General features: G+C 70.5%; 13 protein-coding genes. 8 read left to right on the top strand and 5 right to left on the bottom strand.

Annotation, left to right across the window (positions count from 1 at the left end; all coding sequences use genetic code 11):
* Window positions 1-4: 4 nt before the first annotated feature.
* From ACTWOL_RS27285 to eccB, 4 genes are all read right to left on the bottom strand, one after another.
* On the bottom strand, window positions 5-316 hold the full coding sequence (locus tag ACTWOL_RS27285) for a WXG100 family type VII secretion target (RefSeq protein ID WP_474299439.1): 312 nt from the start codon (window positions 314-316) through the stop codon (window positions 5-7).
* Window positions 317-333: 17 nt separating this feature from the next.
* Window positions 334-684, bottom strand: coding sequence for a hypothetical protein (locus tag ACTWOL_RS27280; protein ID WP_474299438.1), 351 nt, complete (start codon window positions 682-684; stop codon window positions 334-336).
* 570 nt (window positions 685-1254) lie between these two features.
* The gene (gene mycP, locus ACTWOL_RS27275; RefSeq protein WP_474299437.1) at window positions 1255-2499 is read right to left on the bottom strand and encodes a type VII secretion-associated serine protease mycosin; all 1245 of its coding nucleotides are present in this window, start codon (window positions 2497-2499) and stop codon (window positions 1255-1257) included.
* Between the two features lie 9 nt (window positions 2500-2508).
* Complete coding sequence (gene eccB, locus ACTWOL_RS27270) at window positions 2509-4047, bottom strand: type VII secretion protein EccB (protein ID WP_474299436.1); 1539 nt, start codon at window positions 4045-4047, stop codon at window positions 2509-2511.
* Between the two features lie 190 nt (window positions 4048-4237).
* Between eccB and eccE the strand changes: the two genes are divergently transcribed.
* The 8 genes from eccE (at window position 4238) to ACTWOL_RS27230 (ending at window position 15936) form a co-directional block, all read left to right on the top strand.
* Window positions 4238-5593, top strand: coding sequence for a type VII secretion protein EccE (eccE, locus tag ACTWOL_RS27265; protein WP_474299435.1), 1356 nt, complete (start codon window positions 4238-4240; stop codon window positions 5591-5593).
* An 86-nt stretch (window positions 5594-5679) separates the two neighbouring features.
* Complete coding sequence (locus ACTWOL_RS27260; RefSeq protein WP_474299434.1) at window positions 5680-6453, top strand: hypothetical protein; 774 nt, start codon at window positions 5680-5682, stop codon at window positions 6451-6453.
* A 281-nt stretch (window positions 6454-6734) separates the two neighbouring features.
* Window positions 6735-9884, top strand: coding sequence for an SCO5717 family growth-regulating ATPase (locus ACTWOL_RS27255; RefSeq protein WP_474299433.1), 3150 nt, complete (start codon window positions 6735-6737; stop codon window positions 9882-9884).
* Window positions 9885-10143: 259 nt separating this feature from the next.
* On the top strand, window positions 10144-11955 hold the full coding sequence (locus ACTWOL_RS27250) for an ABC transporter substrate-binding protein (protein ID WP_474299432.1): 1812 nt from the start codon (window positions 10144-10146) through the stop codon (window positions 11953-11955).
* Window positions 11956-11958: 3 nt separating this feature from the next.
* Entirely contained in the window at window positions 11959-13026 is a 1068-nt protein-coding gene (locus ACTWOL_RS27245; RefSeq protein WP_474299431.1) for an ABC transporter permease, read from the top strand.
* On the top strand, window positions 13023-13910 hold the full coding sequence (locus ACTWOL_RS27240; protein ID WP_474299430.1) for an ABC transporter permease: 888 nt from the start codon (window positions 13023-13025) through the stop codon (window positions 13908-13910). The genes ACTWOL_RS27245 and ACTWOL_RS27240 overlap by 4 nt, the downstream gene beginning before the upstream one ends.
* Entirely contained in the window at window positions 13907-14932 is a 1026-nt protein-coding gene (locus ACTWOL_RS27235; protein WP_474299429.1) for an ABC transporter ATP-binding protein, read from the top strand. The genes ACTWOL_RS27240 and ACTWOL_RS27235 overlap by 4 nt, the downstream gene beginning before the upstream one ends.
* Window positions 14929-15936 (top strand): oligopeptide/dipeptide ABC transporter ATP-binding protein, encoded by a 1008-nt coding sequence (locus ACTWOL_RS27230; protein ID WP_474299428.1) that lies wholly within the window; start codon window positions 14929-14931, stop codon window positions 15934-15936. Before ACTWOL_RS27235 ends, ACTWOL_RS27230 begins: the two co-directional genes overlap by 4 nt.
* Before the next feature lie 10 nt (window positions 15937-15946).
* Here ACTWOL_RS27230 and ACTWOL_RS27225 read toward each other — a convergent pair whose 3' ends face one another.
* A complete protein-coding gene (locus tag ACTWOL_RS27225) occupies window positions 15947-16891 on the bottom strand; it encodes a bifunctional riboflavin kinase/FAD synthetase (protein ID WP_474299427.1) in 945 nt (314 codons plus the stop codon).
* Window positions 16892-17140: the final 249 nt, after the last annotated feature.

The raw sequence follows: 17140 nt of genomic DNA, 5'->3' as shown, positions 1-17140 counted from the left end.
TGCGTCAGAAGGCCTCGGAGAACAGGCGGGACGACTTGATGTCCGTGCCGCGGTAGTTGTCCTTGCCGTTCTCCACCAGCCTTGCCACGACCTCCAGGCGGTTACGCATGTCCTCCGCCTTGCCCTTGTACTGCCCCTGGAGCTTGACGTACGCGGCGTGGGCCTCACCGTCCCAGGTACCGGTGACGACCTTCAGTGCCGAGTCCATCTCCTCGAGGTCCTTGATGATGTTCTGCGATACGACGCGGATACGGTTCGCGATCTCCTGAACGCTGTCGTACCGGACCCGGGTACCGCCCTGGTCAATGCCGGACATGCTCTTCTCCTTGGGGTTCAGACGTGGTTCAGGCCGGACGGGGGCGGGGTGGAGCCCTGAGCCTGGAGCTTGGCGAACTCGGCCCTCACCTCGTCGTCGTTGGCGTTGCTCAGGTTCTTGGTCTCGGCCACGGCGTTGTAGAGAACGCGCAGCATCCGGCGGATCTCGTCATGGTCGGTGTTGACCACGGTCTGGGCGGACTTGAAGCCGCTCGCACCCACACCGGACCAGCCGGCGCTGACCGTCTCGAGGATGTCGGCCAGCTCGCGGGCCTGCTTGGTGACCTCCTCGCCGGTGGTCTGGATCTTGAGCTTTGCCTTGGTTACCGGATCATCGGCGAGTCCGAACCCGCCAGCGGGGTTGCTCATATGGAGCTCCTCATTGTCGATTCCCTCACCCTGCGACCGGCGGTCGGCCAGGTGATTCTCTCCGTGGGCGTGGCTGCTCTCTCCTGCTGCGTACGCCCACCGCTACAACGGCACCGGCGACGGCCACCGTGGTGGCGGTCGACACGACGGACCGTGGCGGAGTGCGCCCCGGTCGAACCGGCAGTGACAGCAGGCCCGTTGAGGGCCTCGCCGACGGCGCCGGTGCCGTTCATCCCCGTGTTCTCAGGAGAGGGGGAAGTCTTCGTGATGGAACTGCGGGGATCCGTCATGGTGTTCAGGCACTCGAGCACCGTGGAGGCCAACACCTCACCTACTCGGGTGAGTTCGCGGGCCCCGGCGAAGCCGATCGGCGCGTGCCCGGCCCCGGGTGGTCCGTGACGCCGCACAGGAGCCGTACCCATAGCCGATGGTGGTCTCGTTGCCGAGAAATAAAGGCTCCGCCACTTCAACATCCCCCGTCACACTAGTGAAGCCGCAACGCAGTCTACTCAATGCATCCGACAACGGCTTGTGCAGAAGCACGCTCCCCTGTCCTGACACCCGTCTCATTCATCGCGTACCGCCGCGTCGTCCTCGCCCGAAGTCCCTGATCACCGTCGCGGTGCCGGCGACGACCGCCACGAGCACTCCGCCGACGCCCAGCGCGTAGGTCGCGAAGCGTTCATCGCGTTCCTGCGCGGTCTCCGAGAGCGCGAGGCGCGCGGGCTCGGGCGCCGGGGGCTTCGCCATGGGCGCGTCCGGGACCGGCGCCGGGCGCCGGACGTCGTCATCGCGGAGCGCGCGGACCGGGTCGACGACGCCCCAGCCCACGAAGTTGTCACGGCCGTTGACGCTGCGCTCGGCGGTCTGCTCGATCTGGGCGACGATCTCCGCGACCGACCAGTCGGGGTGCTTCGCCCGGAGCAGGGCGGCGACGCCCGCCACGTACGGAGCGGAGAAACTCGTCCCGTTGTCGACGCACTGGCCACCTCCGGGAACGGTGGAGACGATGTCCACACCCGGCGCCGCGACCCCCACGAACTCGCCCGCCTGGGAGAACGCGGCGCGTTCGTTGTTGCGGTCCGACGCGGCGACGGCGAGGACGCCGTCGAAGGCCGCCGGATAGGTGCTCTTGAGCTTGCCGTCCATGCCGTCGTTGCCCGCCGAGGCGACCACGACAATCCCTGCCCTGATGGCCCGTGTCACCGCCTGGCCGAGTTTCGACTGCGGGGTCAGCGCCCGGGTGGTGTCCTGCGAGATGTTGATGACGTTGGCCTTCTTGGCGATCGCATGGTCGATCGCCTGTGCCATGGTGAGGTCGTTGCCGCTGCTCTTCTCGTCGTTCTGGCGGATCGGAATGATCGTCGCTTCGGGCGCGAGCCCGACGAAGCCCGTGCCCTTACGGGGACGGGCCGCGATGATCCCGGCGGCCTTCGTGCCGTGCCCCACCTCGTCGACGGTGCCGTCCGTCTTGCCCCGCCGACTGTCCCTGTCGTCCTTGTCGGGCTTGAGCAAGTCCTTGCCCGCGCTCACGTCGACGGCGGACTTGAGCTGCGGATTGACGTTGTCGACACCGGTGTCGATGACGGCGACGCGAACGCCCTTCCCCTTGGTGTCCTGCCACAGCTCGTCGAGGAGCACCCGCTGGAGGGACCAGGGCACGCTGGCGATCTGCTTCTTCATCGGGAAGGTGCACTCGCCGCTGCCGTCGAGGCCCAGGGGTGCGGGGAGTTCGGACGCCCCAGCCGCCGGTGGCAGCGCGACGAGGAACGTGAGCGCCGCCGAGGCGATCAGTGCGGAGTTTCGGTACGTCACCCGTCCTCCTCACGAACCCTGCGGCTGGCGTGCGCTGTTGACGTCCAGACGCGGGCCCTTGGACAGGAACTCCGACCAGGCGATGGGCACGAGCGTGGGGGTGACCTTCTCGTAGCCCAGGTGGCGCTGCGCCTCACTGGGCTCGGGCCGGCCATCCTGCTGCTTCTCCTTCTTGTCACCGGCACCGATCTCGGAACGGTCGGCGTCACTGTCTCCGTTCGCCTGGACGGCGTAGCGCAGACCGGTGTCCGTCACCAGGAAGAGCGAACCGTCGGGGCGGGTCTGCTTGCCCTGGATCTGGGTGTAGAGCAGACCGCTGCCCGGTGTGACGTACGTGCTGGTGCCCCCCGCGGTGATCTCCGCCGGATACTCCGTGCCCGCCCAGGTGGACAGCGTCGTATGTCCCTTGCGGTCCACATCGCGAAGCACGCTGCACACGGTGTCCCGCGCATCGTCCCCTCGCGTGGAGTTGACCTGCTTGACGCGCTGTGTCGGCCAGCGCCGGCTCTTCCCGAAGGTTTCGGCGCCCGGGTCGATCGCCGCGGCGTCCACGGTGGTCGCCTCGCCGTCCATGCCGAGTCCCACGGACTTCGGGGAGTTGATGAGGAGCCAGGCCATGAAATCCGAGACCGGCTTCACCTTGCCGGGGAGTACGACGTAGTACTGCGGCCCGGAACCGGTCTGCGCCTTCAGGACCATGCCGACCCGGTCCTCTTTCTCGCTGAGCCCTCCGCCGACACCGGCGTCGGCGGAGACCCGGCCGTCGATGTCGGGGAACTCGATGGGGCTGCCGGTGTGCAGCGTGGCCAGCCAGCCGTCCGTGACGGACTGCGGCTTCTTGGTGCGGACGAGGACCCGGGTCAGATACGACTCCTCCGACTTCTTGCCCGCGATGAGGTACTTGTTCCCCTCGTCGTCCACCAGATAGCGGTCGCCGTTCTGCCCCACGACATAGAGCACTTCTCCACCGGTCAGCCGGTTGCGGCCCTCGGTCTTGGGGAAGTCGCGGTCGGCGAGGACGAACGTCGCCTTCTGCACGCTCGCGCCCGCTCCGGCGCCGGGCTGCACGCAGACCGCCCAGCGCTTGGCCTTGGCCGCCTCCGCTTCGCTGGGCAGGCGGTCGGGTGCGTACGGAATGCCGATGATGGGGCCGCGCGGTGGACGGCCGCCGTCGAGGACGTCGTCGCCGACCTGGATCACCTCGAACTTCCCGGGGTCCAGGAGAAGCCGGGCGGAGGCCAGGTTGAGCACGGGGTGCAGCAGCTTCTTCTTGCCGGTCATCAGCACCACATAACGGGTCGTGGACTCCTTGCCCACGATCACCTTGGTGGCGGGCTTGTCCCAGTCCTTGGGCGCCTTGGGCTTGAACATTCCCCAGGCACCGAAACCGGCGAGAACCAGCGCGCCGACGACGAGACTCGGGACGACCGCGCGCAGCGGACGCGGTGCCCCCTCTTCCGTACCCGAGGGTGACGGTTGGAGGAACGCCGCAACCGTGCGCTTCTTCGCGAAGGTGTACGCGTTGAGCTCATCCCGCCGAGATGCCATGGATCCCCATTGGTCGAAAGCCGCAGTGCTCGCCGCCGGTCAGGTGCGAGCACTCCCCTCATGCCGGTTGTCAGACCGGCCCCCTACTATGCCTGTTGATCGACGGGGCTTGCGGGGCGGGTAGGGTGATGCCGCCGCCAACGCCCTGGCAGGCCAGGGTGATCGGGATGAATTGGGGGGTTTCTCCGTCATGGCTTCCGCGACGCGCACCCGGGCGGCCGCGCCCGCGCCGCCCACCGCATCTTCGTCGGCGGCGGGCCCCGGTTCGCCCTCGCGGTCCCGCTCCGGCGGACCGTCGACAACGGCCCCGGGGGTGGCAGCGCCACGACTCAAGGCCCGTGCGGGACAGTTCGGTTCATTCCGATTGCAACAGTTCGTGCTGGTCGAGTGTGCGGCCGCGTTGCTCCTCGTCGCGTGGGTGACCGATCCGCTGCTGCTCGTCCCCGCCGGGGTCGCGGCTGCGCTGCTGGTACTGCTGGCCGTGCTCCGACGGCACCGTCGCTCGCTCCCGGAGTGGCTCGCCACGGCTTTCGCGCTGCGGTCCCGGATCCGCAAGGCGGCAACCCTGGTCCCTCCACCCGGGACGGAGCCGGGACTCGCGCCCGTGGTCGAGTGCGATCCCGCGCTGCGGACGTATGCGTACAGCGACCGTGAGCGGCGGCCGGTCGGCATGATCGGCGACGGTACGTTCCTGACGGCCGTGGTCCAGGTCGAGTCCGACGCTACGGCGCTGCGCCCGGACCGGGGCGCCCGCCCGCTGCCGTTGACCCTGGTGCGGGACGTGCTGGACGTGGACGGAATCCGGCTGGAGTCGGCGCAGATCGTGCAGCACACGCAGCCCGCCCCGGCACCGCATCTGCCGCAGCAGTCGGTGGCCGCGCGCAATTACGCACCGCTGCAGGCGCAGACGGGGTCTCCCGCGGTCCGTATCACCTGGATCGCGCTGAAGCTCGATCCCGAGCTCTGCCCGGAGGCCGTCGAGGCACGGGGCGGCGGACTGACCGGTGCACAGAAGTGCGTGGTCCGGGTGGCGGACCAGCTGGCAAGCCGGCTGGCCGGTGCCGGATTCCGCGCGACGGTACTGACCGAGCAGGAGCTCATAGGGGCGATCGCGACCTCGACCTGCGCGAATCCCCTGGCGATAGCGCAGGCGAGCCGTGCCGACGTGCCCGGGCGCCGCACCGAGGAGACTTCCCGTACCTGGCGCTGTGACGACCGCCGGCACACGACGTACTGGATGGGGCGCTGGCCCCAGCTGAACCGCGGCGATGCCTCGGGAGGTGCGTCGATGCCCCAGCTGGTCGCACTGCTCACCTCGCTGCCCGCGCTCGCCACGACGTTCAGCCTGACCCTGGGCCGCGGCGAGCGGCAGGAAGTGACGATGACGGGGCATGTACGGATCACCGGGCGCAGCGACGAGGAACTGGTGAGCGCCCGTCATGAACTGGAGCGTGTGGCGCGCGGAGTGAAGACCGGGCTGGTGCGGCTGGACCGTGAACAGCTGCCGGGCATGCTGGCCACACTGCCGCTCGGGGGTGCGCGCTGATGTCCATGCCTTCTTCCATGCCGCCTTCGTCCGTGCCGCCTGTTTCCTCCCTGCCTTCCTCCCGGCCTTCGGCGGTGCCGCGTGCCGTGCCGCCGTCCGCATCCGCGGCGCATCCCGCGCCGGACGGGAGGGGTGCACGGGGCGCGGCACGCGGGAGCAGGCTGCGGACCGGCTTCGGGCTCATCGGACCGCGGCGCGACCGGCATGCCATACCTCTGGAGCAACTGGAGGCTCTGGCGCTGCCGGTCGGCGACGACGGCATGGTGATAGGGGTGGACTCCGAGGGGCGCCCCGCGGTGCTCGGCATCAACCGGCCCACCCCGTACGACATCACTCTGATCGGCGGTCTGTGGACGGCTCAGGTCATGGCGCTGCGAGCCGCCGCCACGGGAGCGCGGATCGCCGTGGAAACCGGACGGGCCCCCGCCTGGACGAACCTCGCGCAGGCAGCGGGCGGCGGCCAGCCGTGCATCACCCTGCACGATGTCGGCAGGGTGCCGCCCCAGGGAGCCTCGGCCGGCAGTCCGGTGGTCGTCGTGCGCGACTGCGGGATGCGGCCACCCCGTGGCCGGGTGGCGTCGGCTCCCTGGCAGTCGGTGATGACGCTGCTGCCCTATCTGAGCCCGGTGGCACCCCGGCTGATGGAGAAGTCGACCCTGGTCGGCGTCCAGCGGGTCTCTCCGGACGAGGCCGTGCAGATCGGCCGCATCATGCATCTGTCCCAGGGTGAGACGGAGGCGCTCTCCACTCTTGCCGATGGTGTGACGTTGTGGTGTACACCAGGTGACCGGCAGTTCGTCATGACGCAGGCGACGGACGCGGAGACCGGCCTCCTGGGCGCGGCGCGGCGGATGGACTGACCCGCTTCCATGGGATTTTGACCGGTTCACCTCCCGCGTCATGTCGTATCGGGTGGCGCTGCCCGGCTACTTGAGTCGGGGCGTGACGCGCGGGACAGTCGGCTGCGGTCGATCCGGCCTGCCGCATTGACCGTGGCGGCGATTAGGGTGGGAGTGGGCGCGGCACGAACCTGCGGACAGGTGCGCGGCGCCACCAGGGGGAGAGCCGGCGGCGGATCGAGCGACGGTTACGGCCGCCCCCACCCATCACGGCACAAGGGTGCTCGACCACAGGAGGCAAAGTGAACGGCGATCGGGACGAGATCCGCGGGGGCTGGAACACACCCGTCGACGATCAGTCCGACGCGGAGCCCGCAGACATGACGGGTGAGTTCACCATCGACTACACCCCGCCGGCCTGGTACACGCAGAACGCCTCGGCGGATTCGGGTGCCGCGGGCACGGCTGCCGGCACGGGCGCGGGCACGCCCGGAGCGACGCCTCCCCCGCCGTCCGGGGCGCCGGTGGCGGTGCCGGGGCTGCCCACGGGCAGCGGCTTCGAGCCCAACTGGCCTCCGGTGCAGCAGGCACCCGCCCCCGCGGCCCCCGCTCAGCCGGATGTGGCCGCGCCGAAGGCCGCCGCGCCGGCGGCAGCGCCGTCAACGCCGTCAGCGCCGGACGGTTCACAGGGCGGCGCACCGCGGCCGTTCGGCAACGGGGACGTGGAGAGCGGAGCCACCATGCGCTTCTCTCCCGCTGCGCTGAAGCGCGAGATCGCGGAGCGTGAAGCCACTGCCTCAGCGCTGACCGGCGCGACCGGTGCGACCGGTGCGACCGGTGCGACCGGCGAAGGGAACGCCGCGGCGGCGCAGTCCGGCACGGATTCCGACGGTCCCGGCGCCATGGCCGCGCCCGGTGCCGAACACGGCGGGGGCAGCGGCGACGAGGCCGAAGAGCCGGCTGTCCACGTGGCGGCCGACACCGTCGACCGCCCGGCCGGCCAGGACGGCGACGCGCCCGAGAGCAGCTCCGACGACCAGGCATCCGACGGGCCCGCGGAAGCGGAGTCCGCCCCTCGGGACGCGGTGACGGACAAGGCCGTGGACACAGCCGGTGCCGCGACCGCCGGACCGGACGAGGGGCCGGCCGACTCGGTGCCCGCAGACGCACCTGTGGGCACTCCCGCGGACGCCCCGCCGCACGACGCCACTTCGCACGACGCCACTTCGCAAGGCACCGCCGCGCAGGGAGCCGCTCCGCAGGACGCCGTTCCTCAGGACACTGCCGCGCAGGCAGCCACTCCGCAGGATTCCGTACCCCGGGACACTCCGCCCGCTCCGGCACCCGCCCAGCCCTGGGCGCCCCCGCCGGTCCCCCAGGGGACCGGACTGCCTCCCCTGCCTCCAGCGTTCCAGCCGGCTACTCCCGGGACCGCGCCGCAGTGGAGCCCGCAGTCCTCCGAGACCGACCCCCGGGATACCGGCCACCCGCAGGTGCCCGCCCAGCAGGGGTACGGCTTCCCCCCGCCGGGCCGCCCCACCGGCCACCCGGCGCCGGCCACCCCCAACATCCCGGCCCAGCAAACCGGATACGGCTTCCCCCAACCCGGCCAGCCCACCGGCCACCCCGCGCCGGCCACCCCCAACATCCCCGCCCAGCAGGGATACGGCTTCCCCCAGCCTGGCCAGCCCACCGGCCCCGTACAGCCCGGCACCCCGGCACCGGCACCGGCACCGGCACCGGCACCGGCACAGCCGTACGCGCCGCATCAGCCACAGCCGGGTGCCCCGATGCCACCCGCAGCGCCCGGGCCCTACCCGCAGCCGCAGCCGCAGCCCGGCGTACCGCCTCAGCAGGGGGCCGGACAGCCGCAACCGCAGCAGGGAGCCGGGCAACCGCAGCCGCCGGCCGGGCCCGTCGACCCGCGGACCGGTGCCGCCTGGCCCACGCCCGTGACACACGACCAGCGTGAGCGTTCCGTGCCGGGTGCGCCGCTCGGGTACACCGCGGCCGTGGAACTGTCCTCGGACCGGCTTCTGCGCAACACCAAGCAGAAGGCCAAGTCGAGCCGGACTCCGGGCGGAGGCCGCTTCAAGCTCGGCGGCAAGAGGGAGGAGGCCGAGCGGCAGCGCAAGCTCGAGCTGATCCGCACGCCGGTCCTCTCCTGCTACCGGATCGCGGTCATCAGCCTGAAGGGCGGTGTCGGCAAGACCACGACCACCACCGCGCTCGGTTCCACTCTCGCCTCCGAACGACAGGACAAGATCCTCGCGATCGACGCCAACCCGGACGCGGGCACGCTCGGCCGCCGGGTGCGCCGTGAGACCGGGGCGACCATCCGCGACCTGGTCCAGCAGATCCCCTATCTGAACTCGTACATGGACATCCGCCGCTTCACCTCGCAGGCGCCCTCCGGACTGGAGATCATCGCCAATGACGTGGACCCGGCGGTCTCCACGACGTTCAACGACGAGGACTACCGGCGCGCGATCGATGTGCTGGGCAAGCAGTACCCGATCATCCTCACCGACTCCGGTACCGGCCTGCTCTACAGCGCCATGCGCGGAGTGCTCGACCTCGCCGACCAGCTGATCATCATCTCCACCCCGTCCGTCGACGGGGCGAGCAGCGCGAGCACGACGCTCGACTGGCTCTCGGCTCACGGCTATGCCGAGCTGGTCCAGCGTTCGATCACGGTGATCTCCGGGGTCCGGGAGACCGGCAAGATGATCAAGGTCGAGGACATCGTGCAGCACTTCGAGACACGCTGCCGCGGTGTCGTGGTCGTTCCGTTCGACGAGCATCTCGCGGCGGGTGCCGAGGTCGATCTGGACATGATGCGCCCGAAGACGCGCGAGGCGTACTTCAACCTCTCCGCGATGGTGGCCGAGGACTTCGTGCGAGCACAGCAGGCACAGGGCCTGTGGACCTCGGAAGGTCAGGGCCACCAGCCACCCCACATGGCGCCGCCGGTGCCGGGCCAGCAGATGCCCGGACAGCCCTACCCCGGACAGCCCTATCCCGGCCAGCCGATGCCAGGCCAGCCGGTGCCGGGTCAGCCGTACGCCCCGAACCCGCAGCAGCCCTACCCGGGCCCCGCCCCGCACGAGGGCCATCCCCCGTACGGCGGACCGCAGCCGTACCCTCCGCAGCCCGGTGTGCAGCAGCCCTGGCAGCAGTCCCTGCCCTCCCAGGCGCAGTCCGTGCCGAGCCCGGCCGGCCCGCCTCCCGGGCAGCCGCAGCATCCGTCACCTCAGCAGCCGCAGGAGTCCGCACGGCCGCCCTTCCCGCAGCAGCCGTTCCCCGGACAGCCGGGACAGGCTCCGGCTCCGGGTCAGCCGCCCGGTATGCCGGCGCCACAGGGTCAGCCCGACTTCCAGGGCCCGGTCCCACCGCAGGGATACGGCTACCCCCAGCAGCCTCCGCAGGCGCCGCCAGCCCCTCAGCAGTAGGGCGGCACAGGTAAAGACCAATGAGGGCCCGCACCGTCCACGACGGTGCGGGCCCTCGGCCATTCCCGCAGCCCACAGGGCTTTTGACGCCCCGTCGGGCATCGTTGACACGTCTAGACCGCGCTGATACATCTCGCTTCACCAGTGGGCGGCACAGAAGATCCACGTGCCTTCTCCGAGCGAGCAACGATCGCGAGGTCAACGTCTCATGGTCACCAACGCCCCATCGCCCGGCACACGCCGACACCCGTTCGTCCGTATGCTCCTCGCTTCCGGCCTCGTCGCCGCCTCCGCCATGGTGGCCGTCCCACGGCCCGTGCAGGCCGCCGACAGCGGCGGGGGCGACGGCAAGAACGGCGGGAAGTACGTGCTCACCGTCGCCGTCTCACAAAGCGTGGACTCCCTCAGCCCGTTCCTGGCGCAGCGGCTCATCTCCACCAGCCTGCACCGGCTGACGTACGAGTACCTGACGAACTACGACGTCAAGGACGCGCACCCGATCCCGGGATTCGCCACCGAGTGGAAGACGTCCCCGGACAAGCTCACCTGGACCTACAAGATCCGCAAGAACTCCAAGTGGTCCGACGGCAGGCCCGCCACCGCCGAGGACGCCGCCTGGACGTTCAACAAGATGCTGACGGACGACAATGCCGCCACCGCCAACGGCAGCTTCACCGCCAACTTCAGGAAGGTCTCGGCCCCGGACCCCGAGACGCTGGTCATAGAGCTGAAGAAGCCGCAGGCCACCATGGCGGCACTCGACGTCCCGATCGTGCCCAAGCACATCTGGGAGAAGGTCGGGGACTTCTCGGCGTTCAACAACGACAAGGCCTTCCCGTTGGTCGGCAACGGGCCGTACATCCTGACCGACTTCAAGGTGGACCAGTACGTCAAGCTGAAGCCGAACAAGGACTTCTGGCGGGGCGTACCCCTGTTCGACGAGCTGGTGTTCAAGTACTACAAGGACGGGGACGCCGCCGTCGCCGCTCTGCGCAAGGGCGAGGTGTCCTTCGTCTCCGGACTCACACCCGCTCAGGCCGCCTCGCTCCGGGCCGCCGAGAACGTCAAGGTCAACGACGCCCCCGGACGCCGCTTCTTCGCTCTCGCGACCAATCCCGGGGCGCGGTCGAAGGACGGCAGGACTTTCGGCAGCGGCCACGCGGCGCTCCTGGATCCGACGGTGCGCAGGGCGCTCTTCCATGCCGTCGACCGCAAGGCCATCGTCGACAAGGTGTTCCAGGGCCACGCCGTGGAGGGCGAAGGCTACATCCCACCGCGCTTCGCCCCCTACTTCTGGAAGCCAGTCGCCACACAGAAGGTCGGCTACGACCCCGCCAAGGCGGCGGCGCTGCTCGACCGGGCCGGATACCGGAAGAACAGCAGCGGACAGCGCGTCGGCAAGGACGGCAAGTCATTGGACTTCAGGATCCTGTGCCATGCCACCGAACCGAACGACAAGGCGATCGGCAAGTACCTCCAGGAATGGTGGGGCAAGCTCGGCATCACCCTGAAGGTCGAATGCCTCGACAATGTCTCCGACCCCTGGGTCAAGGGGGACTACGATCTGGCGTTCGACGGCTGGTCCGTGAACCCCGACCCCGACTTCGTGCTCTCCATCCACACCTGCTCCGCGCTGCCCGCCACTCCGAAGGACACCGGCGCCACGGACAACTTCATCTGCGACAAGACGTACGACGAGCTGTACGAGAAGCAGGCCGCGGAATACGACCCGGCCAGGCGCGCCGAACTGGTCAGGCAAATGCAGTCCCGGCTGTACGACATCGGGTACATGAATGTCATGGCGTATCCGAACGCCGTCGAGGCGTACCGAACGGACCAGATCAAGAACATCACGACCATGCCGCAGAGCGGCGGCAACATCTACGGCCAGGACGGTTACTGGAGCTGGTGGTCCGCCCAGCCGGCCGGCGCCGCGGCACACGGCGGTGCGGGGAAGGACGCCTCCCGCACCCCGTTGGCCCTCGGCGTCGGCATCGGCGTCGTCGTGCTCGTCGCCATCGGCCTGCTCACCGCCCGGCGCCGCCGGGCCACGGCGGACGATCGTGAATAGCCGATGAGCAGCGTGGGAGGCACGACCCCGGCCTCCGTCCCGACGACGGGGGCATCCGGACCGCCGCGGCCCCGCGTCGCGCGCGACGCGGACGTGACCGCCTATCCGCGGTATGCGGCGGGCAAGCTGGCCGGGGCGGCGGTGTCGCTGTTCGCCGTCCTGGTCACCAGCTTCTTCCTCTTCAGGATCATCCCCGGCGACCCCGTAAAGGCGATGACGCACGGGATGCCGACCACGGCCGGGCAGCTGGCCACGCTGCGGCACCAGTTCGGTCTCGACCTGCCGTTGTGGCGGCAGTTCACGGACTACTGCGCGGGTGCGCTGACCGGGGATCTCGGAATGTCGTACCAGTTCCACGCGCCCGTGGGCGGCCTCATCGCGCAGAAGTTCCCGGCCACCCTGCTGCTGACGGGCGTGGCCGTGGTCATCTACTCGGCGCTGGGACTGTGGCTCGGCACCCGGTCGGCCTGGCGGCACGGCCGTCTCGGGGACCGCCTCAACACCGGTGTGGCGCTGACGCTCTGGTCGGTGCCCTCGTTCTGGCTGGGTCTGCTGCTGATCATCGTGTTCGCGGTGGGGCTCGGCCCCGTGCCTGGCCTGTTCCCCACCGGAGGCATGGAGTCGGGCAGCGAGACGGGCTTCGCGTACGCGCTCGATGTGGCCCATCACATGGTGCTGCCGGTCCTCACCCTGGTGGCGGTGGGCTACGCCCAGACGCTCCTGGTGATGCGCTCCTCACTGCTCGACGAGATGGGCGGCGACTATCTCACGACGGCCCGGGCGAAAGGGCTCCGGGACGACGAGGTACGGCGCCGCCATGCCGTGCCCAACGCCCTGCTGCCGACCGTGACGATGGTCTTCATCAACCTCGGTCATGTGGCCGCCGGTTCGATCCTGGTGGAGACGGTGTTCTCCTGGCCGGGTCTGGGCGGACTGTTCTACCAGGCGCTGAGCGTTCCCGACCTGCCGCTCGTCCAGGGGCTGTTCGTCGTCTTCGCAGGAGCCATGATCATGATGAATCTGCTCGCCGATCTGCTCTATCCGCTGCTCGATCCGAGGGTGGGCCGATGAACGGCTCACTCGTGTGGACGCGCCGCCGGGAGTCGGTGACCCGCTTCTGGCGGCACTACCGTACGCACCGGGCGGGGCTCGTGGGCCTGTCAGGGCTCGCCCTCCTCGTCGCGGTCGCGCTGGCCGCGCCGCTGCTCGTCGGCAGCGGTGTCCAGAGCGTCACCGACGCACAAGGCGGGGCGCTCGAGTCTCCGAGTGCCTCCTTCCCGCTCGGCACCGACCAGTTCGGGCGCTCCTTGCTGGGGCTGCTGATCTGGGGAGCGCGGATCTCGCTCACGGTGGGGCTGCTGGCCGCCGCGCTCTCGGTCGCCATCGGCACGCTCGTCGGGGTCGTCGCCGGCCACTACGGCGGCTGGTTCTCCACGGTCGTCATGCGGATCACCGACTGGTTCCTGGTGATGCCGACCCTGGTGCTGGCGATCGTGCTGGCCACGGTGCTCTCACGCAGCGTCTGGACCGTGGTCCTGGCGATCGGTGTCACATCCTGGCCGACCACCGCGCGGCTGGTACGTGCGCAGACGATCGCGGTCGAATCGCGCCCCTACATCGAACGGGCGACGGCACTCGGCGGCGGACACGGGCACGTCATGGCCCGCCATGTGCTCCCGAACGTGATGCCGCTGGTGCTGGCGCAGACGACCCTCGGCATCTCCAGCGCGATCCTGACCGAGGCGACGCTCGCCTTCCTCGGACTCGGCGATCCGACGGTGGTGTCCTGGGGCGGCATGCTCCAGGACGCCAGGGAGGCGGGTGCGGTGTCCTCCGGCCACTGGTGGTACCTGGCCCCGCCAGGGATCGCGATCGCGCTGGTCGCGCTGGCGTTCACCCTGTGCGGACGTGCGGTCGAGTCCGTGCTCAACCCGAAGCTGGGGGTGTCCCGATGACCACCCTGCCCATGCCGTCGGCGCTGCCGGAACAGCCGGAGCAGCCGGAGCGGAGCCTCCTGGAGGTCAGGGACCTGTGGGTGACGTACGGATCGGGGGCGGGTGCCGTCCCCGCCGTCCGGGGGGTGGACCTGACGGTCGCCGCGGGCGGCAAGCTGGGCATCGCGGGTGAGTCGGGGTGCGGGAAGTCGACGGTGGCTCTGGCGCTGCTGAGGCTGCTCCCCGCGTCGGCGCGGGTATCGGGCGAGATCTCGCTCGACGGTGAGGACGTCCTCACCATGAAGTGGGGGCGCCTGCGGGCGGTGCGCTGGGCGGGTGCGTCGATCGTCTTCCAGGGCGCGATGCACTCGTTGAACGCGGTGCACCGGATCGGGGAGCAGATCGGCGAACCTCTGCTGGTCCACGGGCGGGCGACACCGGGCGCTGCGAGAAGGCACGTCGGCGCCCTGCTCGAGCAGGTGGGGTTGCCGGCCTCCCGGGCGCAGGCGTATCCGCACGAGCTGTCGGGCGGCCAGCGCCAGCGAGTGATGATCGCGATGGCGCTCGCCTGTGAGCCGAGGCTGATCGTCGCCGACGAACCGACGACGGCACTGGATGTGATGATCCAGGCCCAGATCCTGCGGCTGATCGAGGAGCTGGTCGCATCGCAGGACATCGGATTGCTGATGATCAGTCACGATCTGGCGGTGCTGGCGGACACCTGTGACCGGCTCGCGGTGATGTACGCGGGCCGGGTGGTGGAAGAGGGCCCGGCCCGGGACGTGTACGACGCGGCCGGGCACCCCTACGGGCGGGCTCTGGCGGCGGCGTTCCCCCGGATCGGTGATGCGGCGTCCCGGCGCGCGCCGAGGGGGCTGCCCGGTGATCCTCCGGATCCGTCCGCGCTGCCGGGGGGATGCGCGTTCCATCCGCGGTGTCCGGTGGCCCTTGAGGTCTGCGCTCGGGACGACGTCGTGCTGCGCGAGACGAGCCGGGGACGCTGGGCCGCGTGCGTCCACCCCGGGGCGGGGGTGGACGCATGACCAGCGTCGAGGAGTCCGCCGTGACCACGGCTCCCCTGCTTCTCGCCGCCGGGCTCGGCGTCACGTTTCCCGGGCGCCGTGGCGCGGCCGCCGTACGGGCCGTCGATGGCGTGAACCTGGACATCGGCCCCGGGGAGATCGTCGCGCTCGTCGGCGAGTCCGGCTGCGGCAAGACCTCACTCGCCCGGACGCTGCTCGGGCTCGTCGAACCGACGGCCGGCCGGGTGGAGTTCGAGGGGGCGCCTCTGTCGTACGGGGCGCGGGCACTGAAGGCCTACCGCAAACGGGTCCAGCTGGTGCTCCAGGACCCGAGCGGCTCGCTCAACCCCCGGCACACCGTGTACGAGGCGGTGGCGGAGGGCTTGCGGATCCACCGTGCCCCGGGGGACGAACGGGAAGCCGTGGCCGGGGCGCTGGCGCGGGCGGGGCTCAGACCGCCGGAGCGGTTCTTCCTCCGCTACCCCCACGAGCTGTCGGGCGGACAGCGCCAGCGCGTCGTGATCGCCGGTGCGCTCGTGCTCGGGCCGGAGCTCATCGTGGCCGACGAGCCGGTGGCGTCGCTGGACGCCTCCGTACGGGGCGAGATCCTGGCACTGCTGCTACGGCTGAGGGACGAGTTGGGCCTTTCGGCGCTGGTGGTGACCCATGATCTGGGCCTGGCCTGGAACATCGCCGACCGGGTCGCCGTGATGTACCTGGGCAGGATCGTGGAGACGGGCCCGGTGGAGCAGGTCCTGACGGCGCCCCGGCATCCGTACACACGGGCGCTGTTGTCGGTACTGCCCGAGTCCTCGGGCCCTGCGGTCGTGCTCACGGGCGAGCCGCCCGATCCCTCGCGCATCCCGGCGGGCTGCCGCTTCCACGCCCGGTGCCCGGTGCTGGCCTCCGGCGAGGCGGAGACGGCGGGCGTCGCCGCCCGCTGCCGCGGTGAGGACCCGCCGATTCTCCCGGGTTCGGGGGCGGGCGGGGTGGCGTGCCACTGGGCGCGCGGCGGTGCGGGGTGACGAAAAGCCCTCAGCAGCCGGCCGTAAGCTCCCGCGCGCGCTTCACGTCCGCGGCGATGGCGTCGAGCAGCGCCTCGATCGACGCGAACTTCTCCTGGCCCCGGACGTACGCCAGGAAGTCGACCGCCACGTGCAGCCCGTACAGGTCGAGGCCGACGCGGTCGATCGCGTACGCCTCCACGGTGCGCTCGGTGCCGTCGAACTGGGGGTTGGTACCGACGGAGATGGCGGCGGGCATGCGCTCGCCGTCCGCCGTGAGCCAGCCCGCGTATACACCGTCCGCGGGGATCGCGGTGTGCGGGAGGGTCTCCACGTTCGCGGTCGGGTAGCCGAGCTCGCGCCCGCGCTGGGCGCCGCGCACCACGATGCCCTCGACCCGGTGGGGGCGGCCGAGGATTTCCGCCGCGCCCCCGACGTCGCCCTCGGCGACCAGGCGCCGTGTGAGGGTCGACGAGAAGGCTTCGCCTCCGCCCGCTTCCCCGCGCACATACAGGTCGACCACCTCGACCTCGTAGTCGTAGCTGCTGCCCAGCTCGGCCAGGAAGGCGACGTTCCCGGCCGCCTTGTGGCCGAAGCGGAAGTTCGGGCCCTCGATCACCGCACGGGCGTGCAGCTTGTCGACGAGCACCTTCACGATGAAGTCCGCGGGCGACAGCTGTGAGAACTCCGCGGTGAAGGGGAGAACGAGGACCGCGTCCACGCCGAGTTCCGCCATCAGTTCCGCACGCCTGTGGTGCGGGGCCAGCAGCGGCGGGTGGCTGCCCGGGCGCACGACCTCGCTCGGGTGGGGGTCGAAGGTGACGACGACCGAGCGCCCACCGAGCTCACGGGCCCGCTCCACGGTCCGCCCGATGATCAGCTGGTGTCCTCGGTGCACCCCGTCGTAGGAGCCGATGGTGACGACGCTGCGCCCCCAGTCCTGGGGAATGTCCTCCAAGCCACGCCAGCGCTGCACTGTGACCGCTCCTCGCCCGAGGCCGGCCCGAAACCGAACCGAACCTGTGTACGTGATTACCGATTGCGCAGCTCTAAGACTGCCATGCCCACGGTCGTGGTTCGGCATCGGCACCTGGCTGGGCCCCGCTGTGCGCTGGTGCCGGGAGGGGACGGCCGCCCTGGGCCGGTCCGAAATGGTCTGAACCGGACTTCTTCGGCCCGGCTTGATCACCGTGCCGGCAGCGGGGGCGAATGCGCCCCCACATGC

It is taken from the genome of Micromonospora sp. IBHARD003 (genome assembly GCF_056106285.1).
This window is presented reverse-complemented; position numbering and strand designations above follow the sequence as displayed.

Excerpts from the sequence above, each read along its gene's own strand:
- ACTWOL_RS27285 (WP_474299439.1), bottom strand. The coding sequence starts at position 316 with ATGTCCGGCATTGACCAGGGCGGTACCCGGGTCCGGTACGACAGCGTT.
- ACTWOL_RS27280 (WP_474299438.1), bottom strand. The coding sequence starts at position 684 with ATGAGCAACCCCGCTGGCGGGTTCGGACTCGCCGATGATCCGGTAACC.
- eccB (WP_474299436.1), bottom strand. The coding sequence starts at position 4,047 with ATGGCATCTCGGCGGGATGAGCTCAACGCGTACACCTTCGCGAAGAAG.
- eccE (WP_474299435.1), top strand. The coding sequence starts at position 4,238 with ATGGCTTCCGCGACGCGCACCCGGGCGGCCGCGCCCGCGCCGCCCACC.
- ACTWOL_RS27250 (WP_474299432.1), top strand. The coding sequence starts at position 10,144 with ATGCTCCTCGCTTCCGGCCTCGTCGCCGCCTCCGCCATGGTGGCCGTC.
- ACTWOL_RS27245 (WP_474299431.1), top strand. The coding sequence starts at position 11,959 with ATGAGCAGCGTGGGAGGCACGACCCCGGCCTCCGTCCCGACGACGGGG.
- ACTWOL_RS27240 (WP_474299430.1), top strand. The coding sequence starts at position 13,023 with ATGAACGGCTCACTCGTGTGGACGCGCCGCCGGGAGTCGGTGACCCGC.
- ACTWOL_RS27235 (WP_474299429.1), top strand. The coding sequence starts at position 13,907 with ATGACCACCCTGCCCATGCCGTCGGCGCTGCCGGAACAGCCGGAGCAG.
- ACTWOL_RS27230 (WP_474299428.1), top strand. The coding sequence starts at position 14,929 with ATGACCAGCGTCGAGGAGTCCGCCGTGACCACGGCTCCCCTGCTTCTC.